The organism is Streptomyces sp. NPDC048521 (genome assembly GCF_043199855.1).
Lineage (GTDB): Bacteria > Actinomycetota > Actinomycetes > Streptomycetales > Streptomycetaceae > Streptomyces.
This window is the reverse complement of the sequence record NZ_JBICWR010000004.1, coordinates 165795-186401: the sequence shown is the minus strand read 5'-3', so window position 1 is coordinate 186401 and position 20607 is coordinate 165795. Positions and strand designations below refer to the sequence as shown.

The window sequence follows — 20607 nt, the reverse complement described above, 5'->3', positions numbered from 1 at the left end:
GGACGGGAGTGTGACGACAGGGCCTAGTCCAGCGCCCACACGTACAGGGCCTCTCCGGACTTCGCCGGGGTGATCCAGGTGCCGTCGCCCAGGGCGGTGGGGGGCTGCGGGCCGACGGTGACCGGATAGGTGACCTCGACCGGTGTACGCGCCCCCGACGTGTCGATGATCCAGTGCCGCCCCTCGCCCCACTCCTCGTCGCCCTCGACGGTCGAGCCGACCAGGGTCGTCTCGTCGACGAAGCCTCCCGCCCAGTCCCAGTAGGGCAGCGCCTCGTCGTTGTCGGGCTCGGCGTCCGGATGCCGGGGGACGGCGGTCCCGGCGGCCCACTCCAGACCCTCCAGGACCGAACCGCCGGTGTCACGGACGGCCAGCGCGTCCTGGTCGTGGGTCACGGTCATCAGCCGCTCCCCCGAGGGACTCACACTCATCAGCGTCAGATCGCCCTCGACGTACTCGACGGCCAGGGTCCGCCCGTCCCAGCGCCCCCAGCGCAGCGGCGCCCCGTCCTGCCCCTCCCCGATGCTCAGCCCCATCTGCCGCGGATCCGACGGGTGCGGCAGATGGAAGCTGCCCGCCGCCGCGGCCCCGGCGTCGGCCCGCCCGAGCACCCGCCCGTCCGTGGCGTCCAGCAGCAGCCACTCGTCGACCACGTCCGGGCCCAACTCCCCTGCCGCCAGCGGTCCGCGCACATGCGCCCAGACGAATGTGCCGTCCACCGAGAAACCGGCCGAGCCGCCCTCCGGGTAGCGGTGGTCCTTGCTGTCGGCGTACTCCTCGTAGGACTCGTGCAGTTCCCGGCAGGCGCCGTACCAGCAGCCGTGCCGGACCTCCCACCGCGTCGCCCCCGACGGCTCCACCGCCCGCACCGCGTGCACCCCCGCGAACACGGCCAGGCTCGCGTCCGGTGCCACCGCCCACGTCCCGCGCCGCCGGGGCCAGGGCGCGGGCACCCGCACGCTTCCCCCCGACGGTACGAGGGCGTCGTCCAGTGCCTGGACCACGAGTGCGCTGTCGCCGCGCTGGGCGAGCAGCCGGCGGCCCGGCAGGCCGAACACCTCCGGCAGGTCCGCCTCCGACGAGGGCAGCAGCGCGGGAACGGTGGCACAGAGCCGGGCACGAGCAGGCACGCGAGTCTCCCAAGGGCCGATGAAGCTCCGCGAACCCTACGACACGCCTCTGACGAGGCGTCGGGCGGTCACCGCGCACCTTCCCGCAACCGCTTGCATAGAGCGCACTCCAAGCCGTTGGCTAGAGGACCATGAAGTACACGCAGCTGGGACGCACGGGACTCAAGGTCAGTCGACTCGTCCTCGGGACGATGAACTTCGGGCCGCAGACCGACGAAGCCGACAGCCACGCGATCATGGACGCGGCGCTGGACGCCGGCATCAACTTCTTCGACACCGCCAACGTGTACGGCTGGGGTGAGAACAAGGGGCGCACCGAGTCCATCATCGGCAACTGGTTCGCCAAGGGCGGCGAGCGGCGCGACAAGGTCGTGCTCGCCACCAAGGTCTACGGCAACATGGGCGCCGACGGCGAGGCCTGGCCCAACCACGACAAGCTCTCCGCGCTGAACATCCGGCGGGCCGTGGACGCCAGCCTGAAGCGGCTGCGGACCGACTACATAGACCTCTACCAGTTCCACCACATCGACCGGAACACCCCCTTCGAGGAGATCTGGCAGGCCATCGACGTCCTCGTCCAGCAGGGGAAGATCCTCTACGTCGGGTCCTCCAACTTCCCCGGCTACAAGATCGCCCAGGCCAACGAGGCCGCGGCCCGCCGCGGCGGCACCATCGGCCTGGTCAGTGAGCAGTGCCTGTACAACCTCGCCGAGCGCCGCGCCGAGATGGAGGTCATCCCGGCCGCGCAGGACTACGGACTCGGTGTCATCCCGTGGTCGCCGCTGCACGGAGGTGTGCTCGGCGGTTTGATCAAGAAGCAGGTGGAGGGCGGTCGCCGCGCCTCCGGGCGGGCCACCGACGCCCTCGCCGACCCCGACACCCGCGCGCGGATCCAGTCCTACGAGGATCTGCTCGACAAGCACGGCGTGGAGCCCGGCGAGGCCGCTCTGGCATGGCTGCTGACGCGCCCCGGCGTGACCGGCCCGATCGTCGGCCCGCGCACCGCCGAGCAGCTGGAGTCGGCACTCAGGGCCGTGGAGCTGGAGCTGAGCGGGGAACTGCTGGCCGGCCTGGACGAGATCTTCCCCGGACCGGGCCCGTCCCCGGAGGCCTTCGCCTGGTGACACCGGGAGGAGTCGGCGCCCCTCAGGGGCGCGGGGAACAGCGGGCCCGGCCGGCCGGGCCCGCGGCCGCCACTCGGGTCACGGCCCCCGCCCCTCGGGCGCACAGCCCGCACACCGCTACCTGACGGCGGCAGCCAAGGCCACCACCGCAAACATCAGCACAAGCACACCGGCCATGATCCGGTTCCGCGTCTTCGGGTCCACGCCATCGAGCCTAGCTGCCCGCGCCGAGCGCCCAGCGAGCGACCGCCTCGTAGCGGGGCTGCTCGCCGGGCAGGCCGGACCGCGGCAGATTGCTGCGCACCAGCACGAGCTCGCTCACCGTCCAGGTCCGGCCGGTGAACCGGTGCAGCAGATCGACATACGGCCGTACGTCGAACGAGTCCCGGCTCCGCGCCACCGTCAGGTGGGCCTTGTACCGCCGGTGCTCCCCCATCGGCACCCCGGCCTTCCGCGCGGCCGCCTCCGCCCGGTCGGCCAGCAGCCGCAGCGTGTCGACCTCGCCCGAGGCCCCCGTCCACAGGGCCTTGCCGTGCCCGAACTGACCGCCGCCGCAGAGCGCCAGGGTGAAGGGTGCGGTGCGGCGGGCCGCGCGGGCCAGGCGGTCGGAGAGGTCCGGTACGAGGTCGTCGGCGACCTCACCGAAGAAGGCGAGCGTGAAGTGCCAGCCCGGGCGGTTGGTCCAGCGCAGCCGCTCCGCACCGGGCAACCTCTTCAACTCGGCGACCTCGACGGCGAGTTCGTGGACGGCATGCTCCGGAGGGAGCACCGCGGCGAAGAGTCTCATGCCTTCACCTTCGCAGACGGGCGCGGGCATGATGGGCCGCATGACGATCACCATCCGCGCAGGCGGCCCCGACGACGCCCCCCTGATCCTCGGCATGCTCGACAGCGCCGTGGAGTGGCTGGTCTCACAGGGGCGCACCCGGCAGTGGGGCACGGAGCCCTGGTCGGGCAACCCCCGGGCCGTGGAGCTGGTGCACCGGTACGCCGCCTCGGGCACGCCGTACTTCGCCGAGATAGACGGCACCCCGGCGGCCACGCTCACCCTCAGCACGGGTCCCGGCCCCTATCTGGAGCCCGCCGACGAACCCGAGCGGTTCATCCACCTGTTCGCCACCGACCGCCGTTTCAAGGGCCGGGGCGCCGGTGCCGCGCTGCTCGCCCACGTGGCCCAGGTGACCCGGGAGGCGGGAATCTCCCTGCTGCGCGTGGACTGCTACGCGGGCGACGACGGCAAGCTGATCGCGTACTACGAGCGCAACGGTTTCATCCGGACCGAGCCCTACGCCTACGGCGAGGACAAGTGGCCGGGGCAGGTGCTGGCCCGGAGGGTCCTGTAGCGGACCCTCCGGCCGGGCGGATCACGCCGCCGTCGCCAGCTGCTCCCGTTCCCTCGGCACGAAGCGGACCTGCGGGTGGCCGTGGTGCCAGCCCACCGCCAGGCGCAGGCCGCCGATGCGGGCGAGGACCAGGCCGATGGCGGCCGCGGCCGCGGCGGAGACGATGCCGCCCAGGGCGAACCCGACCCGGGCTCCATAGGTGTCGGTGATCCAGCCGACCACCGGTGCGCCCAGCGGCGTACCGCCCATGAACACCATCATGAACAGGGCCATCACCCGGCCGCGCATGGCCGGGTCGGTGGCCATCTGCACGGCGGTGTTCGCGGTGACGTTCACCGTGAGGCCGAAGACGCCGATCGGGACCATCAGCAGCGCGAACAGCCAGTACGACGGCGCCACCGCGGCGACGATCTCCAGCGTGCCGAAGGCCACCGCGGCGGCGATCAGGACGCGCAGCCGGGCCGTGCCGCGCCGGGCGGCCAGCAGGGCACCGCCCAGGGAGCCGACGGCCATCAGGGTGTTGAAGAGGCTGTAGGAGCCGGCGCCGGAGTGGAAGACGTCGTCCGCGTAGGCCGACAGCCACACCGGGAAGTTGAAGCCGAAGGTGCCGATGAAGCCGACGAGGACGATCGGCCAGATCAGCTCCGGCCGCTTCGCCACGTAGTCCAGGCCCTCGCGGAGCTGGCCCTTGCCGCGCGGCGCGCGCTCGACCACGTGCAGTTCGCGGGCGCGCATCAGGAGCAGGCCGGCGATGGGCGCGGCGAAGGACAGGCCGTTGGCGAGGAACGCCCAGCCGGTGCCCACGCCGGTGATCATCAGACCGGCGACGGCGGGGCCGATCAGGCGGGCCGACTGGAAGTTCGCGGAGTTCAGGCTGACCGCGTTCTGCAACTGCTCGGGGCCGACCATCTCGGAGACGAAGGACTGCCGGGCCGGGTTGTCGACGACCGTGGCGAGGCCGACGGCGAAGGCGGCGACGTAGACGTGCCAGACCTGGACGTGCCCGGAGAGGGTCAGGAAGGCGAGGGCGAGGCCCGTGACGGCCATCGACGCCTGGGTGACCAGCAGCGTGGGCCGCTTGGGCAGGCGGTCCACGAGGACACCGCCGTAGAGGCCGAACAGCAGCATCGGCAGGAACTGCAGGGCCGTCGTGATGCCGACGGCCGCGGAGGACCCGGTGAGGCTGAGGACGAGCCAGTCCTGGGCGATGCGCTGCATCCAGGTGCCGGTGTTGGAGACGACCTGGCCGAGGAAGAAAAGGCGGTAGTTCCGGATCCTCAGCGAGCTGAACATCGAGGACTTGCGGGAGGTGGGGGTGGTAGGAGTGGACGGTGCGGGGGCGGAAGGTGCTCCGGATCCCGTACTCAAAAGGGTTCGCCTCCTCTGGTGGCCTGCTTACAGGTGTGCGAGCTTCTCCAGCACGGGGGCGGCGGCGCGCAGTTTGGCCCACTCGTCCTCGTCGAGGCCCTCGACGAGGCCCGCCAGGAACGCGTTGCGCTTGCGGCGGCTCTCCTCGAGCATGGCCTCGGCCTGCTCCGTCTGGGTGACGACCTTCTGGCGCCGGTCCTCCGGGTGCGGCTCCAGCCGGACCAGCCCCTTGGCTTCGAGCAGCGCGACGATGCGGGTCATCGACGGCGGCTGGACGTGCTCCTTGCGGGCCAGTTCGCCCGGGGTGGCGGTGCCGCAGCGGGCCAGGGTGCCGAGCACCGACATCTCGGTGGGGCTCAGCGACTCGTCGACCCGCTGGTGCTTGAGCCGACGGGACAACCGCATCACGGCGGAGCGGAGAGCGTTCACGGCGGCCGCGTCGTCGCCATGGGTAAGGTCCGGCATGTTCTTTAGCCTAACTCATTACCCTCGCTAAAGACCAGTCGACGCGCGCGTGGTGCCCGTGATCCTGGCCACTGAACCCTTTGATCACCCGTATGGGTGAGTCGGTTCCGGAAAGTGACGCGTCGGGTGGCCGGATGTGGCGACCCTCGTACGCATGGGGACCAGTGTGCTCAGCCTGCGGATAGACGGGGAGCTGCTCGAAAGGCTCCGGCACCACGCGGCGAAAAGAGGAATGAGCGTGCAGGACTATGTGGTCCGCACGCTCATCCGGGACGACTTCGACGAGCGGTTCCAGACCGCCGTCGAGGAGACGGAGAGGTTCTACGGCGTCACGTGACGCCGTGGACGAAGACGGCTCAGGTCAGGCCCAGGGCCGGCATCAGGTAGTAGAAGGCGAAGACCGCCGAGACGACGTACATCGCGACCGGGATCTCCCGGGCCCGTCCGGCGGCCAGGCGCAGCACCGTGAAGGTGATGAAGCCCATGCCGATGCCGTTGGTGATCGAGTAGGTGAACGGCATCATCAGCATCGTCACGAAGGCCGGGATCGCGATCGTGTAGTCCGCCCAGTCGATCTCCTTGATGGAGTTCGACAGGATCAGGAAGCCGACCGCGACCAGCGCCGGGGTGGCCGCCTGGGAGGGGACCATCGTGGCGACCGGGGTGAGGAAGAGCGCCACCGCGAAGAGGGCGCCGGTGACGACGTTCGCGAGGCCCGTACGGGCACCCTCGCCGACGCCCGCCGTGGACTCCACGAACGCGGTGGTGGCCGAGGAGGAGCTGGCGCCGCCCGCCGCGACCGCGAGGCCGTCGACGAAGAGGACCTTGTTGATGCCCGGCATGTAGCCCTGGGCGTCGGTCAGCTTGGCCTCGTCGCTGATGCCCATGATCGTGCCCATGGCGTCGAAGAAGCAGGACAGCAGGACCGTGAAGACGAAGAGGATGCCGGTCAGCACGCCGACCTTGGAGAACCCGCCGAAGAGGCTGACCTGGCCGACCAGGCCGAAGTCGGGCGTGGCCACCGGGTTGCCCGGCCACTTCGGGACCGTCAGGCCCCAGGACGGGATCGTGGCGAGCGCGTTGATGATCACCGCGAGGACGGTCATGCCGACGATCGAGATCAGGATGGCGCCCGGCACCTTGCGGACGATCAGCGCGAAGGTGAGCAGCGCGCCCAGGACGAAGATCAGCACAGGCCAGCCGTTGAGGTGACCGCCCACGCCGAGCTGGAGCGGGACGGTGGTCTGGGCGGCGTCCGGCATACGGGTGACGAAGCCGGAGTCGACCAGGCCGATCAGCATGATGAACAGGCCGATACCGATGGAGATCGCCTTGCGCAGGCCGAACGGCACGGCGTTCATCACGCGCTCGCGCAGACCCGTGGCGACCAGCAGCATCACCACGAAACCGGCCAGCACGACCATGCCCATGGCGTCCGGCCAGCTCATCCGGGGCGCCAGCTGGAGCGCCACGACGGAGTTGACGCCGAGTCCGGCGGCGAGCGCGATCGGCACGTTGCCGATGACGCCCATCAGCAGCGTGGTGAACGCGGCCGTCAGCGCCGTCGCCGTCACCAGCTGGCCGTTGTCCAGGTGGTGGCCGTACATGTCCTTCGCGCTGCTGAGGATGATCGGGTTCAGCACGATGATGTAGGCCATCGCGAAGAACGTCGCGAAACCGCCGCGGACCTCACGGGCGAGGGAGCTGCCGCGCTCGGAGATCTTGAAGAAGCGGTCGAGGGCGCCGTAGGCGGGCGCCCCGCCCGGCTTTTCGGGGGTGGGGACCTTGGCAGGTGCCGAGGTGGACATGCGAGACCTCATCACCAACGGGGTTCCCCCGAGCCTCGTTGGACTTTCATACGATCAGAAGTGGTCAAAGACAAACGGTTTCAGTATGAACGTATGAGTGCCAGATCGCTATCTCCGCGCGTAGACAGGCGGGACGCTTAAGCTGTGCGCATGGCTAAGTGGACCCCCGAGCACGAGGCGCCGGAGCCCCTGGAGGGCCCCGTGGTCGCCACCATCACCGGCGGCACGATCGTGTGGTTCGTCCTCTTCCTCGTCCAGCTCCCCTTCTACGGCTGGTTCGCGGACCACGACCGCGCGTGGTGGCTGTGGACCTGCCTGGCCGGGGGCGGACTGGGACTGATCGGCATCTGGTACGTGCGGAAGCGGGACGCGGCGATCAAGCGCGACGCGGCACTGAAGGCGGCGTCGGCGAAGTAGCCGTACAACCAGGGCAGGACTCCCCTCCTCCCCAGGTCGGAAATCGGCTCTGCTCGGCAGGTGAACGGGCAGATCCGCACGTACCGTCGAATGCATGACCCATATCGACGCGGGTGCCGAGCTCGACCCCGTGCACCCCGTGGCCCTGCCCCGGAGCCGGCCGGCAGGGCTCACCGGCGCCGAAGTGGCGGAGCGGCGTTCGCGCGGGCAGGTCAACGACGTGCCGGCGCGCAGCAGCCGGTCGCTGGGCGAGATCGTCCGCGCGAACGTCTTCACCCGGTTCAACGCGATCATCGGGGTCCTCTGGCTGATCATGCTGTTCGTCGCGCCGATCCAGGACAGCCTGTTCGGCTTCGTGATCCTCGCCAACACCGGCATCGGCATCGTCCAGGAGTGGCGCGCCAAGCAGACCCTCGACTCGCTCGCGGTGATCGGGGAGGCCCGGCCGACGGTACGGCGCGACGGGGTCGCCACCGAGGTGGCCACCAGCGAGATCGTGCTCGACGACCTCATAGAGATCGGCCCCGGTGACAAGATCGTCGTCGACGGGGTGTGCGCGGAGGCCGAGGGCCTGGAGATCGACGAGTCACTGCTCACCGGCGAGGCCGACCCCGTCGTCAAACGCCCCGGCGACCCGGTCATGTCGGGCAGCTTCGTGGTCGCGGGCGGCGGCGCCTTCCAGGCCACCAAGGTCGGCCGCGAGGCCTACGCCGCCCAGCTCGCCGAAGAGGCCTCCCGCTTCACCCTCGTCCACTCCGAGCTGCGCACCGGCATCTCCACGATCCTCAAGTACGTCACCTGGATGATGGTCCCGGCCGCGATCGGCCTGGTCGTCACCCAGCTCGTGGTGAAGAACGACGACCTGAAGGACGCCGTGGCCCGCACCGTCGGCGGGATCGTCCCGATGGTCCCGGAGGGGCTGGTGCTCCTCACCTCCGTCGCCTTCGCCATCGGGGTCATCCGGCTGGGCCGGCAGCAGTGCCTCGTGCAGGAGCTGCCGGCGATCGAGGGGCTCGCCCGCGTCGACACCGTCTGCCTGGACAAGACCGGCACGCTCACCGAGGGCGGCATGGACGTCACCGAGATGCGCGCGCTGGACGGCACCGACGAGACCTACATACGCCGGGTGCTCGGCGCCCTCGGCGAGTCGGACCCGCGTCCCAACGCCTCCCTGCAGGCGATCATCGACGCCTACCCCGACAGTGAGGACTGGCGCTGCGTCGAGTCGCTCCCCTTCTCCTCCGCCCGCAAGTACAGCGGTGCCGCGTTCAGCGAGGGCGACGGCGAGACCAGCACCTGGCTGCTGGGCGCCCCCGACGTCCTCCTCACCCCCGACGACCCGGCCCTGGCCGAAACCGAGCGCCTCAACGAGCAGGGTCTGCGGGTCCTGCTGCTGGCCCGCACGCACCGCGACCTGGACGACCCCGAGCCGGCCCGGGGCGCCCGCCCCACCGCCCTCGTCGCCCTGGAACAGCGGCTGCGGCCCGACGCGTCCGACACCCTGCGCTACTTCGCGGAGCAGGACGTCCGCGCCAAGGTGATCTCCGGCGACAACGCGGTGTCGGTCGGCGCGGTCGCCGCGAAGCTGGGCCTGGACGGTACGCCGGTGGACGCGCGGCGGCTGCCCGCCGACCGGGCCGGCATGGCGGACGCGCTGGACGCGGGGACGGTGTTCGGGCGGGTCAGCCCGCAGCAGAAGCGGGAGATGGTCGGCGCGCTGCAGTCGCACGGGCACACCGTCGCGATGACCGGCGACGGCGTGAACGACGTGCTCGCGCTGAAGGACGCCGACATCGGCGTGGCCATGGGCTCGGGCTCGGAGGCGACCCGCGCGGTGGCGCAGATCGTGCTGCTGGACAACAGCTTCACGAGCCTGCCGTCGGTGGTGGGCGAGGGCCGCCGGGTGATCGGCAACATCACCCGCGTGGCGACGCTGTTCCTGGTGAAGACCGTCTACTCGGTGCTGCTGGCGGTGCTCGTCGTGTGCTGGCAGGTCGAGTATCCCTTCCTGCCGCGGCACCTGACCCTGCTGTCCACCCTCACCATCGGCGTCCCGGCCTTCTTCCTGGCCCTCGCCCCCAACAAGGAGCGGGCGAGACCCCACTTCGTGCGCCGGGTGATGCGGTACTCGATCCCCGGCGGAGTGGTGGCGGGCGCGGCGACCTTCGCGACGTACCTGATCGCCCGCCACCACTACACCGGCCCCGGCGCCCTGGACGCCGAGACCAGCGCGGCCACCCTGACCCTGTTCCTGATCTCCATGTGGGTCCTGGCGATCATCGCCCGCCCCTACACCTGGTGGCGGGTGGCCCTGGTCGCCGCGATGGCCGTGGCCTTCCTGCTCGTCCTCGCGGTACCGGCCCTGCAGAGCTTCTTCGCGCTCAAGCTGGTCGGCGTCACGATGCCGTGGACGGCGGTGGGAGTGGCCGTGGTGGCGGCGGCCGCCCTGGAGTTCCTGTGGAAACGGGTCGACCGCCGGGTGCTGCGCTGAGGGCGCTTCCTCAGCGCACGTCGACGTAGTCGGCCGTGGAGGTGACCGCCGGGGTGGTCGAGGTGCCCGCGAAGCTCAGGCGCCAGTAGCCGTCGTACGTGGCGGTGGCGGTGGCCTTCACATTGCCGTACGAGTCGGAGGTGACCGTCTTAACGGTGGTGTAAGCGGTCGTCGAGCCCGCCTTCTTGAACTGCAGCTTGACCGACTGGCCGGTGTAGCCGTGGTAGAGGTTGTCCTCCCAGTTGGCGCGGGTCAGCTTTCCGGTGGTGGTGACGGTCTTGCCCTTGGCGACCGGCTCCGGGCCCGCGTTGGCGGTCAGCTTGGAGTAGCGCTGCAGCCGGGTGGTGGCCAGGCCGCCCTGGTCCTTGAAGCCGATCTTGCTCCAATCGGGGTTCTCCGGGTCCTGGCCGTTGAAGGCGATGGCCTCGGCGGCGACCGACCAGCTACCGGTGTCGGCGTTCTTCAGTTGGCCATCGGCCGGGTGGAGGTCCACGGTGCCGGTGCAGGTGGCGGTGGTCGACGTGACGACCTTGCAGGTGGCGGGGTTGTCGCCGTCGAGCGTCTTGCTCGGGTCGTCGAAGGAGCCGCGGTAGAGGTAGGCGTCGCTGTAGAAGTCGGACGCGGTGACGTCGACGTCCGAGCCGTGGGTCAGCGTGAAGCTGTACGTGGTGCTGACCTTGTTGGTCGTGCCGACCTTGATCGCCGAGGCGATCTTGAGGTTCGAGAAGCTGGCGTCCATGGTGTACGGCGTGCCGCTGGACCCGGTGGCGTGCGCGGCCGGGACGGCGAAGGCGGTGAGAGCCAGGGCGCCGGAGACGGCGGCCACGGTGGCACGTATGCGCATGTGCGTTCCCCTGGAGGGAGAAGTGATCGTGGAGTCGGTCGACCCCCGCGATCAGATCCGCGAGACAGGGGGCTGGTTGTACGGCAAGAGCCGATCTCGGCCAGATTTTAGAACCGGATTGCCGTTCCCTTGCGCAGGTGAGGCGATCTCGTGACGCAAACGAGAGGAAACGTTCCGGCCACGGGAGCGGCGTGCGCTCCCGTGGCCGAGGGGTGCCACTTACTGCACGTCGACGAAGTCGGCGGTGGAGCTGACCGCCGCGGTGGTCGAGGTGCCCGCGAAGGAGAAGCGGTAGTAGCCGTCGGCCGTCGCGGTCGTCGTGGTCTTGAGGTTGCCCTTGGAGTCCGCCTTGACCGTCTTCAGCGTGGTGTAGGCGCCGGCGCCCTTCTTCTTGAACTGGAGCTTGACCGACTGCGAGCCGTAGCCGCCGTACTTGAGCGACTCCCAGTTGGCGCGGGTGAGGGCACCGGTGACGGTGACGGTCTTGCCCTTCTTCACCGGCTCGGGCGCGGCGTTGGTGGTGAGCTTGGCGGCGCGCTGGAACGAGAAGGAGCCGGCCTTCTCCTTCCAGACGAAGTCGTCGTCCTTGGCGTCGACCCACGCGTCCACGTACCAGGTGCCGGCGCTCTTGTTGGTGAGGTAGTCGGTCTTCGGGTCGATCTTCACCGAGGCGGTGCAGGTCGCGGTGGTGGCGTTGACCGTGGTGCAGGTGGGCTTGCCGGTCGTCTCGAACCCGTTGTCCGGGCCGAAGAGGGCGAACTCGTCGGCACCCTTGATACCGGAGTTGTCCGTGGCCGTCACACTGACCTTGACGGTCACCGCGTAGGTCGTGCCGATGGACACCTTGTTGTCACCGTCCACGACGACCTTGGTGATCTTGGTGTCGCCCTGGCTGCCGTCGGCCTGCGCGGCCGGCACGGCGAGGGCGGACAGGGCCAGAGCGCCGCCGACGACGGCGACGAAGGCTCGGATGCGCATGTGTTCCCCTGCGTGCGTAGTGAGAGCGGAGTCAGCCGACTCCGGATGATCAGACGCGGCACGCAGGGGAACGGTTGTACGGAATTTGAAGATTCAGTGATGAACTTCTGGAGAAACGGTCCTCAGTCGAACCATCGATCCCGCGCCAACTCCTCCGTCCGCGACGGGTCCTCCAGCAGCGCGGCGACCTCGAAGCGGCGCGGCCACTGCCCCGCCGCCCAGGCCAGGCCCGCGGCGACCCCTTCCAGCGTGGCCGCGTGCAGCACACCGTCGTCGGTCAGCCGCCAGTCGATCTCCACACCGTCCACGACCAGTTCGTCGTGCTCGACGTACGTCCGCGGCGTCCGCGGCCCGAGCAGCACCCGCACCGCGTCCGGTACGTCGTGCTCGGTGCCCTCGGAGTGCACCTCGCCGGTGACGGACTCGCTGAGCCGCCGCACCTGGAACAGCTCGGCCAGCTCGGCGGCCCGGGACGGCCGGACCGGCAGCAGCGCCACCCCGGCGGTGAACGGCAGCAGATCGGGCGAGTCGACCACGACCGCGTCGGCGGCGTCCACGACCTCCACCCGCCCGTCGACCACGGCCCGCAGCTCGTCCGGCAGGGTCACCCGCTCCGGATCCAGCTCGGCCAAGGCGCCGTACAGGCCGTGCAGTTGGGCGGGCGTGACCGTCCGCTCCGGGTCGGCGAGCCGGTCCAGCAGCTCGGCCGCGCCGCCCGGCTCGTCCAGCAGGGCGTCGACGGAGGTGCGCACCCCGAGCGCCCGCAGCACCTGCTCGTCCTCGAACCCGGTGGCGTCGGCCTCGTCGTACAGACCGCGCAGGAGCGGGTCGCCGCCGGCCGCGAGGAGACCGGCGGGACGACGGCCGTCGAGGACCGGGTGGCCGCGCAGCCACCACGCGGTGTACGGCCGTACGACCTCGTGCGTGCCGTCGTGCAGCAGGATGCGCACGGTCTGGGTGAGGGCGTCGCGCAGCGGCGGCCGGGCGAGCAGCGCGAGGGCCTCGGGCCAGTGCTCGTCGTCGACGAGGTCCAGGTCGCGGACGGCGACGAGTTCCGTGGCGACCGGCGGTACCGGGCTGTCCGGGAACCGGTCCAGGATGTCCTCGCACCACACGTCCACGGCGTCCAGCAACCCCGCGTCGTCCGGCTCGGCGAAGTCGCCCTCCCGGGGCTCCAGTTCGTCCGGGTCGAGGACGACGTCGGTGGCGCGGACCAGCGCGAAGTCGGCGAGCACCCCGCAGGCGGTCAGCGGCTGCTCGCCCCACTTCTCCGCCAGGTCGGCGTCCACGCAGGCCAGTTCCCCCTCGCGGATCACCCGCGCGAAGGGGCTGCCGGGGAGGACGAGTTCACCCGCCGGGGCCGGCTCCCCGTCCTCGTCGGGCAGGGCGAGGGCGCCCAGCCACGGCTCGTCACCGGGTTCCAGACCGGCATCGCGGACGAGCGACAGCACGGTGTCGGCCAGCTCCTCGGCGTCCGGTGCGTCCTCCTCCCAGCCGATCCCGCCCCCCTCGTCCAGGGAGGCGGCCACGGCGGCCCGCACCTGCGGGGTGGTCAGCACCGCGCGCGGAGTCGCGGGCAGCGCCCCCAGCTTCTCCAGCAGCGGGTGCGTGGCCTCCTCGTGGGCGACCTTCAGCCCGAGCCGCCCGAGGACGTCCAGGTCGATGCGGGCGCCGTCCGGCATGGGCAGCAGCACCTGCCGGGGCCCGATGGTCGTCCTCCCGTCCGCGAGCGGCACCGGCAACCCGGACAGCCGGTCCGGGTCGACCCCGGCGAGGCTGTCGTAGAGCCGCCACCACCAGCCGGGGTCCTTCTCCAGACCGGCGAGCCGGTCGACGGCGTCCGCGAGCGGCAACCGGGCGACGCCGAGGGTGCGCAATTCGGCGCGCCGCTCGAGGCCGGCGGGCAGGAGGGTGGGCAGCACCTCGGCGAGCACCCGCACGGTGTCCGCCCCGGCGCCCTCCACGACCTCCGCGTCCCTGGGCCGCAGCGCCTCGGGCAGCTCGTCCTCTCCCTTGGCCTCGACGGCCGGCGGCAGGAACGCGGTACGCGGCAGCCGCTCCAGGATCGCCTGCCGCAGGGCCCCGTCCAGCTCGCCCTTGCCCAGCGGCCCGGGGACGAGGTCGATGGCCCCGTCCGTCACCGGCCGCCAGCCGGCGAGCAGTTCGGTGTAGGCGTCGGCCGCGCGCTGCACCAGGAAGTCGGTGAGCGGTCCGGGCGCCGCGTGCCGGCGGGTGGTGTCGAGGGGGAAGGAGGCGATGAGGAGAGCGGGAACGCCGAGCGGCTCGTCGCTGGGCGTGGGCGCGTGCACGACCGGGGTGGTACGCGGCCGCAGCGGGCGCCCGCCCTCGTCCTCCGGCACGGCCCAGGTCACCGACCAGTGCGGACGCAGGCGCTCCTCCACCGGCCGGTCGGCGAGCAGGTCGGGCGTGAGCGGCCCGTGCGCGGAGGCGGTACGCCACCGGGTGGTCCCGTCCCGCGAGTCCTGCACGACGGTGACGGCGCCCTCGCTCCGGCGCCGAAGGGTGCGCGGCGCTTCGCCGTCGACCTCGACGACGACCTCCTCCAGTCCCGGCAGGGCGAGGAGCAGGGCGTCGTCCACGGCGTTCAGCAGCCGCTCGGCGAGGTCGGTGGCGGCCGCGTCCCGCAGCGGCAGGATGACGGCGGTGTCGTACGGTTCCGGGGCGGTGCCCTCGGCGGCGAACGGCAGCCGGAGCAGCGGCACATGGCCGTCCCGCCGCCGGATCTCGTCGCCGAGACCGGGGCTGTGCCGGGCGGTGCCGGCGGCCAGTTCGCGCGCCTCGGCCAGGGACCAGCGCACCCCACCGTGCCGCCCGACGACAGCGGGCTCGTCGGTGACGGCGAGCACGGCGGCGAATCCGACACCGAACCGGCCGACGGCACCCTGCGTGGTCTCGGTGTCCCGTTTGGCGGAGGCCCGCAGCGTGGACAGCGACTCGACGCCGGCCGCGTCCAGCGGGGCACCGGTGTTCGCGGCGACCAGCACGCCGTCGCGGAGGGTGAGCCGCAGCCGCCCCGGCGTTCCCGCGCGGGCGGCGGCGTCGGCGGCGTTCTGGGCCAGCTCGACCACGAGCCGGTCCCGGTAGCCGCCCAGGACCAGGTCTTCCTCGGCGTTGGCGTCCTCGCGGAACCGGGCGGGGCTGATGGCCCAGGCGTCGAGGACACCGCGGCGCAGACGGGCCGTCCCGAAGGGATCGGCACCCTCGGCCGCCGGCCGCACGAACTTGCTGCTCACGTTAACTCTCCTCATCGACGTGAGGACGAAGGTACAGCGCGGGCGGCCGCGGACGCCTGCCTGCGCACGGGCCGCCCGGGGCCGGGGGTGCGGTGCAGCGGAGGACGGCCGGGGCGGGGGCGCCGGGTGGCCGCGGGGCGCCGTGCGCTCGGGCCGGGGCAGCGGCCGGAGTGGTACGCGCGGTGCATCGGGCGTACCCGGCGGGGCCCTCGGCACGGCGCCCGGTCGCCCTCCGGTGCCCGGTCGCCACGCGGTGAGCGCTCGCCGCCGGACGGCAGGAGTACGGGCAGCGCGGTGAGCAGGGCCAGGGCGTTGAGCAGCGGCGCCGGCAGCAGGGGGGAGGGCAGCTGGCCGGCCAGGGGCACAAAGGCGCACAGCACCGCGGCGGCCCACCGAGCCGCGCACACCGCCCGGCGCCGCATGCGATCGGAATTCCACTTCCTGTTCTTCCGCGCTCCCCGGAACGCTCCACTTCGCTCGTTCATCCGCCCTTCCCTCCATTTCCTCGGCCGGTCATTTCCCGTCAGCCTTCGCGGGCTTTTCATCAGGAGATCAGACACCGGCCGACCGTCGGCAGGGCTCATGGGGGGGCTCATGCATCGCGGTCGACGCTCATGCCAACTCCCCGCCACTATGCTGGTGTTCGAGCGTAGTCGGCCCTCGGAGGAGGTGGCGTGCGTGACCGATGTGACAGCGGAGAAGAAATTACGTCCGCAGCGCAATGTCAGGCTGGAAAGCCTGATCATGGAATCCGGAATGAGTCACAAGAGAGTCGCCCATCGCCTCAACCAGATCTGCCAGTCACACGGAATCACCAGCGAATACACCCACACGTCCGTGGCCAACTGGTGCCGGCGCGGTGTGCGGCCGCGCTGGCCCGTGTCACGGCACCTGTGCGAGGTCCTGTCCGAAGGGCTGGGCAGGCCGGTCGGACTGGAAGAGATCGGCATGGACCGGCCCGGCCATCTGGACCAGGACTCCGGTCTGGACTTCCCGAGGGGCCAGCGCGACGCGATCACCGAAGCCTCGTCGTATTGGAGCACCTTGAACCGGCGGACCTTCCTCGCCAGCTCGCCCTTCGTCGTCTCGGCCTTCTCGGGACCCGTGACCCGGTGGCTGGTCAACCCGACCGAGCCCCTGTCACCCCCGGCCGGCCGCATCGTCGTGGGCCCCTCGCACATCCAGGAACTCCGGGCGGCGGCCGACTCCGCCCGGCTGTGGGACTCCCGGTTCGGCGGGGCGACCTGGAAGTCCCAGTCGCTCTCCGCCTACCTGTACGAACGGGTCACCCCACTGCTCGGCGGGCGGTACTCCGAGCGCGACGGGCGGGAACTGTTCTCGGTGACCGCCGAGATGGCGCGGCTCGCCGGCTGGACCGCCTTCGACGCCGGCCAGCACCAGGTCGCCCAGCGGCACTTCATCCAGGCGCTGCGGCTGGCCAAGGCGGGCAGCGACATCCACCTCGGCTCGTACGTGCTGACCACCATGGCCATGCAGGCGCTGATGCGCGGCTTCAGCTCCCAGGCCATCGACATGGCCCAGGGCGCCTACGAGCGCGTCCCCGCCGCCGATCCGCGCGTGCTGGGGTTCGCCAAGCTCATCGAGGCGCGCGCCCACGCCCGGCAGAAGGACGCGCGGGCAGCGGCCTCGTGCCTGGCCACGGCCGAACGCCTCCAGGAGCGCGGCACGGCCGAGGGGGCCGGGGAGCGCACCTGGATCGAGTTCTTCTCCCGCCAGCGGATCGTCACCGACGCCACGGAGATCTTCCGCGATCTGGGGCAGCCCCGGGCCACCTTCGCCTGGCACGCACTGGGCGCGATGCCGGGGGACGCCTACGCGCGCTCGCGCGGCATCCGCCTGTCCGTCCTGGCGACCGCCCACGCCCAGGCGGGGGAACTGGAGCAATCGCTGCGGCTGGGCGGGGAGTCGCTGCGGCTGTTCACCCGGCTGCAGAGCGTCCGCGGCCTCGACTACCTGAAGATCTACACCGAGTCGCTCGCGCCCTGGCGCCGCGAGCCGGCCGTGGTGGCGTACCTGAACGACGTACGGGACCTGGCCCAGCATCTGGCCATGGCCGCCTGAGCCGCCCCGCACTCCGTGCCCGGCGAGCACGGCTTGCGATCGGAGGTCACCCCATGAACCGCCGAGTCATCCTCTCCGCGGCGGGCGGCGGCCTGCTCGCCGCCGCCCTGCCCCCGGCCGTCCCCGCCCTCCCCGCCGACGCCGCCGACGCCGCGGGCCCCGGGCACCCCGGGGCCGGGCCCTGGGGCCGCCGACGGGTCGGCCGGGAGGAGGTGGCGGCCCTGCACCGGGCCGTCGCGGCCGTCCGGCACGGCGACTCCCGCCACGGCGGCGGCAGCGCACAGGCGCAGGCGGCGGCCCATCTGCTCGACCAGTGGGCGCTGCCGCTGTTCGGCCGGCCGCTCACCGCGAGCCGGGAACGCGAGCTGTGCGCGGTCAGCGCCGAACTGGCCCGCCTGGCCGGGTGGGCCGCGCTCGACACCGGGCGGCACACCGCCGCCCGCCGCCACCTCGACCGCGCCCTGTACTGGGCCCGCGCGGCGGACGACCCCGACACGTCGGCCTACGTCCTGACCACCATGGCGCTGCACGCCACCCTGTACGGCCGTCCGGCCACCGCCCTCGACCTGGCCCACGGCGCGCTCGCCGAGGCCGGGCGCCACGCGAGCACCCGGGTGATCGCGTTCACCCGGCTCGTCGAGGCCCGCGCCCATGCCCGCGCCAGCGACGCACGGGCCGCCGGGGCCTCGCTCGCGGCCGCCGAGCACCTGCTCGACACGGCTCCTCCCGGCGACGCACCCGAGTGGATCGACTTCTTCACGCACGCCCGCCTCGCCGCCGACGCGGCCGAGATCCACCGCGACCTCGGCAACCCCCGGGCCTGCTTCGCCTGGCACGAACAGGCGTCCGCGACGGCACCGAACGCGTTCACCCGATCGGTGGGCATGCGGCTCGCGGTGGTCGCCACCGCCCATCTGGCGGCCGGGGACCTGGAACAGAGCCTCGCCCTGGGGCACCGCTCGGTGGACATCCTCCAGCAGGTCGACTCCAGCCGGGCCCGGGACTACGTCCACCGGCTGGTCACCGCCCTCGTCCCGCACCAGGACCTGCGCCCGGTACAGGCCTTCCTCACCCGGGTACGGCGGGCACCCGGTCCGGCGGGACAACCGAACAAGAGGCAAAGCGAGGGGAGTTGAGCACCCGGCGGGGGGCGGGACGCAACCCGCCGCTCCCGTAGCCTCGCCCCCATGAGCCGACCGCCGAGCCTCTGCCTGCCCCCACGGACGCGCGTGCGCCGCCTGGAGACCGACCGCGGCCCCTTCACGGTCCTGGACTGCGCCCCGCCCGAGGAGGTGGAGCGGACGGGCACGGTGCTGCTCGTACCCGGTTTCCTCGGCAGCAAGGAGGACTTCCTCCCCTTGCTGCGGCACCTGGGCGCGGCCGGGTACCGGGCGGTCGCCGTGGACGGGCGCGGCCAGCACGAGACCCCGGGCCCCGCCGACGAGGACGCCTACGCCCAGCACGAACTGGCCGCCGACGTGCTGGCTCAGACGGCGGCGCTCGCGGCGGCGCCGCTGCACCTGGTGGGCCACTCCATGGGCGCGCTCATCGCCCGCGCGGCCGTCCTCTCCAGCGCGCCTCCCCTCCCCTGGACCTCCCTCACCTTGATGGGTTCGGGTCCGGCCGCCGTCCGGCCGGAGCAGCGCAAACGGGTCCGGTTGCTCATCGACTGGCTGCCGCTGCTCGGCAAGGAGGCCCTGTGGCAGGAGATGCGGAAGGAGGACCACGGGTCGGGCGAACTCCCCGCCGAGGTAGCCGCGTTCCTGCACCGCCGCTGGCTGAACACCGTGCCCCAGCAGCTGACCGCGACCGGCCGCCGGCTCGTCACGGAACCGGACCGGGTGGCGGAACTGGCCGCCGTACCCCTGCCCAAGCTGGTCCTGTCCGGCAGCGACGACTACGCCTGGCCCGTTCCCTGGCAGGACGAGATGGCCGTACGCCTCGCCGCCGACCGGGCCGTCATCGACGGCGCCGGCCACTCACCGAACGTGGACCGCCCGGCGGAGACGGCCGGTGCCCTCGTCGCGTTCTGGCAGTCGGTCGGCGCGCGCGGGCGTACGGCGGGGGCCGCGTCCGGCCGGCGCGCGTGACACCCTCCGCGCGGCGCGCCAGGACAGCCCGGGACCAGGGCCTGTCCGACCATTCCCGTCTGCCGCCCCTACGGGCGACGACGCGAATGGCCAGACAGACCTAGCTAGGAATGTCCGAGTTCGGCCGTTTCGTCGTCGCCCGCCTCCGGGACCGAGCCCGAGTCGCGCGCGGGGCGGAGGGGGAAGGGATCGACCCTCGTCTCGTCGATGACCGGCGGGGCCGGCTGGGGCGGCTTCGGCATGACCGCCGCCTCCGAGTGGCCACCGCAGCCGTAGGCGAGCGAGACCACGCGGCCGTCCGCCGGGGAGAACTCGTTCGCGCAGACGCCGAAGGCCTGGCCGAGGGAGCCACCGATCGGGGCGAGGAAGCCGCAGGTCACACAGGTGGCCGGGGCCGCCTGGGCCATCGGGGTCTTGGCGCCGAACGCGTCCTCCCAGCGGTCGGCGGCGACGTGCAGCCCGTAGCGGGACAGGACCCGGGCCCGGCGCATGCCGAGTTCCTCGGCGACGGCGGCGATCGTGCCCCGGGTGGGCGTCGTCGGCTGGGCGGCGGGAGCGCCGGGGGTGACGTCGGCGTCCTCCGCCTCCGCCAGCTCCGCCAGCTCCTCGGACACCACCGAGTTCGGCGCGGGCTCGTCCTCGCCGGTGTAGCCGGGCTCCAGGCGCAGGTCGTCCTGGTCGGTGGGGAGCAGATCACCGGGGCCGAGGTCGCCGGGGCGCAGGCGCTCGCTCCACGGGACCCACTCCGGGGCGAGGAGGGCGTCGGGGCCGGGGAGGAGGACCACCTCGTCGAGGGTGACGACCTTGGCGCGGGAAGCGCGGGCCACCGTCACCGCCCAGCGCCAGCCCCGGTAGCCCAGCTCCTTGCACTCGAAGAAGTGCGTGACAACGCGGTCGCCCTCCGAGACCAGGCCGGCGTGCTCGCCGACCACTCCCGGCGCGGCGGCCTCCTCGGCGGCGGCGCGGGCGAGGTCGACGGCCTCGGCGCACAGGCGGTCGGGGGTGCGGCTTCGCGTTGTCGCTGCGCTCACAGGTATCGCTTCTCTCCTACGCCGTCTCATCGAGTGCGGCTGCCTCCGGCGGGTTGGCCGACGGAGCGGACCTGGGGACCGCATCGACGTCTGCCTCCGCGCGCTCGGGCGCACCTCTGCCATCCATTCTGCGTTATGGCTGAGACACGCACGCTACACCGAACGCGATTCGTTGCCTTCCC

At 72.1% G+C, this 20607-nt stretch carries 17 protein-coding genes; 8 read left to right on the top strand and 9 right to left on the bottom strand.

Going from position 1 to position 20607, the window contains the following annotated elements:
• Positions 1-23: 23 nt before the first annotated feature.
• Complete coding sequence (locus ACGFRF_RS11805) at positions 24-1130, bottom strand: hypothetical protein (protein WP_393738697.1); 1107 nt, start codon at positions 1128-1130, stop codon at positions 24-26.
• A gap of 131 nt (positions 1131-1261) precedes the next feature.
• On the opposite strand from ACGFRF_RS11805, the gene ACGFRF_RS11800 reads away from it, so the two are divergent.
• Complete coding sequence (locus tag ACGFRF_RS11800; RefSeq protein ID WP_393738695.1) at positions 1262-2254, top strand: aldo/keto reductase; 993 nt, start codon at positions 1262-1264, stop codon at positions 2252-2254.
• Between the two features lie 214 nt (positions 2255-2468).
• On the opposite strand, the gene thpR is transcribed toward ACGFRF_RS11800, so the two are convergent.
• The gene (gene thpR / locus ACGFRF_RS11795) at positions 2469-3041 is read right to left on the bottom strand and encodes an RNA 2',3'-cyclic phosphodiesterase (protein WP_393738693.1); all 573 of its coding nucleotides are present in this window, start codon (positions 3039-3041) and stop codon (positions 2469-2471) included.
• Between the two features lie 40 nt (positions 3042-3081).
• On the opposite strand from thpR, the gene ACGFRF_RS11790 reads away from it, so the two are divergent.
• Positions 3082-3597, top strand: a complete 516-nt coding sequence (locus ACGFRF_RS11790) for a GNAT family N-acetyltransferase (RefSeq protein WP_393738691.1) — start codon at positions 3082-3084, stop codon at positions 3595-3597.
• 21 nt (positions 3598-3618) lie between these two features.
• On the opposite strand, the gene ACGFRF_RS11785 is transcribed toward ACGFRF_RS11790, so the two are convergent.
• Both ACGFRF_RS11785 and ACGFRF_RS11780 read right to left on the bottom strand, forming a co-directional pair.
• Positions 3619-4965 (bottom strand): MFS transporter, encoded by a 1347-nt coding sequence (locus tag ACGFRF_RS11785; RefSeq protein WP_393738689.1) that lies wholly within the window; start codon positions 4963-4965, stop codon positions 3619-3621.
• A gap of 27 nt (positions 4966-4992) precedes the next feature.
• Complete coding sequence (locus tag ACGFRF_RS11780; RefSeq protein ID WP_393738687.1) at positions 4993-5430, bottom strand: MarR family winged helix-turn-helix transcriptional regulator; 438 nt, start codon at positions 5428-5430, stop codon at positions 4993-4995.
• A gap of 154 nt (positions 5431-5584) precedes the next feature.
• On the opposite strand from ACGFRF_RS11780, the gene ACGFRF_RS11775 reads away from it, so the two are divergent.
• Positions 5585-5767 (top strand): ribbon-helix-helix protein, CopG family, encoded by a 183-nt coding sequence (locus tag ACGFRF_RS11775; RefSeq protein ID WP_053658239.1) that lies wholly within the window; start codon positions 5585-5587, stop codon positions 5765-5767.
• 19 nt (positions 5768-5786) lie between these two features.
• Here the strand turns inward: ACGFRF_RS11775 and ACGFRF_RS11770 are convergent, their stop codons facing one another.
• The gene (locus ACGFRF_RS11770) at positions 5787-7238 is read right to left on the bottom strand and encodes an NCS2 family permease (RefSeq protein WP_393738685.1); all 1452 of its coding nucleotides are present in this window, start codon (positions 7236-7238) and stop codon (positions 5787-5789) included.
• Between the two features lie 150 nt (positions 7239-7388).
• Here ACGFRF_RS11770 and ACGFRF_RS11765 point away from each other — a divergent pair, with 150 nt between their 5' ends.
• Positions 7389-7655: a DUF2530 domain-containing protein gene (locus ACGFRF_RS11765; RefSeq protein ID WP_393738683.1), complete on the top strand. Its 267-nt coding sequence runs from the start codon at positions 7389-7391 to the stop codon at positions 7653-7655.
• A gap of 94 nt (positions 7656-7749) precedes the next feature.
• The gene (locus ACGFRF_RS11760; RefSeq protein ID WP_393738681.1) at positions 7750-10146 is read left to right on the top strand and encodes an HAD-IC family P-type ATPase; all 2397 of its coding nucleotides are present in this window, start codon (positions 7750-7752) and stop codon (positions 10144-10146) included.
• Between the two features lie 10 nt (positions 10147-10156).
• Here ACGFRF_RS11760 and ACGFRF_RS11755 read toward each other — a convergent pair whose 3' ends face one another.
• From ACGFRF_RS11755 to ACGFRF_RS11745, 3 genes are all read right to left on the bottom strand, one after another.
• The gene (locus ACGFRF_RS11755) at positions 10157-10990 is read right to left on the bottom strand and encodes a hypothetical protein (protein WP_393738679.1); all 834 of its coding nucleotides are present in this window, start codon (positions 10988-10990) and stop codon (positions 10157-10159) included.
• 219 nt (positions 10991-11209) lie between these two features.
• Positions 11210-11968 (bottom strand): calcium-binding protein, encoded by a 759-nt coding sequence (locus ACGFRF_RS11750; protein ID WP_393738677.1) that lies wholly within the window; start codon positions 11966-11968, stop codon positions 11210-11212.
• Between the two features lie 122 nt (positions 11969-12090).
• Positions 12091-15237 carry a sacsin N-terminal ATP-binding-like domain-containing protein gene (locus tag ACGFRF_RS11745; protein WP_393738675.1) on the bottom strand — a complete coding sequence of 1049 codons (3147 nt, stop codon included), beginning with the start codon at positions 15235-15237 and terminating at the stop codon, positions 12091-12093.
• Between the two features lie 741 nt (positions 15238-15978).
• Between ACGFRF_RS11745 and ACGFRF_RS11740 the strand changes: the two genes are divergently transcribed.
• Genes ACGFRF_RS11740 through ACGFRF_RS11730 form a run of 3 tightly spaced genes read left to right on the top strand, consistent with a single transcriptional unit; the run spans position 15979 to position 19394 of the window.
• A complete protein-coding gene (locus tag ACGFRF_RS11740) occupies positions 15979-17304 on the top strand; it encodes a sporulation protein (RefSeq protein ID WP_393738673.1) in 1326 nt (441 codons plus the stop codon).
• Between the two features lie 53 nt (positions 17305-17357).
• A complete protein-coding gene (locus ACGFRF_RS11735; RefSeq protein ID WP_393738671.1) occupies positions 17358-18440 on the top strand; it encodes a sporulation protein in 1083 nt (360 codons plus the stop codon).
• Between the two features lie 51 nt (positions 18441-18491).
• Positions 18492-19394 (top strand): alpha/beta fold hydrolase, encoded by a 903-nt coding sequence (locus tag ACGFRF_RS11730; RefSeq protein ID WP_393738669.1) that lies wholly within the window; start codon positions 18492-18494, stop codon positions 19392-19394.
• Between the two features lie 104 nt (positions 19395-19498).
• Here ACGFRF_RS11730 and ACGFRF_RS11725 read toward each other — a convergent pair whose 3' ends face one another.
• Complete coding sequence (locus ACGFRF_RS11725; RefSeq protein ID WP_393738667.1) at positions 19499-20425, bottom strand: DUF3027 domain-containing protein; 927 nt, start codon at positions 20423-20425, stop codon at positions 19499-19501.
• Positions 20426-20607 lie beyond the last annotated feature (182 nt).

Coding starts and splice junctions, on each gene's coding strand:
- ACGFRF_RS11800 (WP_393738695.1), top strand. CDS start 1,262: ATGAAGTACACGCAGCTGGGACGCACGGGACTCAAGGTCAGTCGACTC.
- thpR (WP_393738693.1), bottom strand. CDS start 3,041: ATGAGACTCTTCGCCGCGGTGCTCCCTCCGGAGCATGCCGTCCACGAA.
- ACGFRF_RS11790 (WP_393738691.1), top strand. CDS start 3,082: ATGACGATCACCATCCGCGCAGGCGGCCCCGACGACGCCCCCCTGATC.
- ACGFRF_RS11780 (WP_393738687.1), bottom strand. CDS start 5,430: ATGCCGGACCTTACCCATGGCGACGACGCGGCCGCCGTGAACGCTCTC.
- ACGFRF_RS11775 (WP_053658239.1), top strand. CDS start 5,585: ATGGGGACCAGTGTGCTCAGCCTGCGGATAGACGGGGAGCTGCTCGAA.
- ACGFRF_RS11770 (WP_393738685.1), bottom strand. CDS start 7,238: ATGTCCACCTCGGCACCTGCCAAGGTCCCCACCCCCGAAAAGCCGGGC.
- ACGFRF_RS11765 (WP_393738683.1), top strand. CDS start 7,389: ATGGCTAAGTGGACCCCCGAGCACGAGGCGCCGGAGCCCCTGGAGGGC.
- ACGFRF_RS11760 (WP_393738681.1), top strand. CDS start 7,750: ATGACCCATATCGACGCGGGTGCCGAGCTCGACCCCGTGCACCCCGTG.
- ACGFRF_RS11755 (WP_393738679.1), bottom strand. CDS start 10,990: ATGCGCATACGTGCCACCGTGGCCGCCGTCTCCGGCGCCCTGGCTCTC.
- ACGFRF_RS11750 (WP_393738677.1), bottom strand. CDS start 11,968: ATGCGCATCCGAGCCTTCGTCGCCGTCGTCGGCGGCGCTCTGGCCCTG.
- ACGFRF_RS11745 (WP_393738675.1), bottom strand. CDS start 15,237: ATGAGGAGAGTTAACGTGAGCAGCAAGTTCGTGCGGCCGGCGGCCGAG.
- ACGFRF_RS11740 (WP_393738673.1), top strand. CDS start 15,979: ATGAGTCACAAGAGAGTCGCCCATCGCCTCAACCAGATCTGCCAGTCA.
- ACGFRF_RS11735 (WP_393738671.1), top strand. CDS start 17,358: ATGAACCGCCGAGTCATCCTCTCCGCGGCGGGCGGCGGCCTGCTCGCC.
- ACGFRF_RS11730 (WP_393738669.1), top strand. CDS start 18,492: ATGAGCCGACCGCCGAGCCTCTGCCTGCCCCCACGGACGCGCGTGCGC.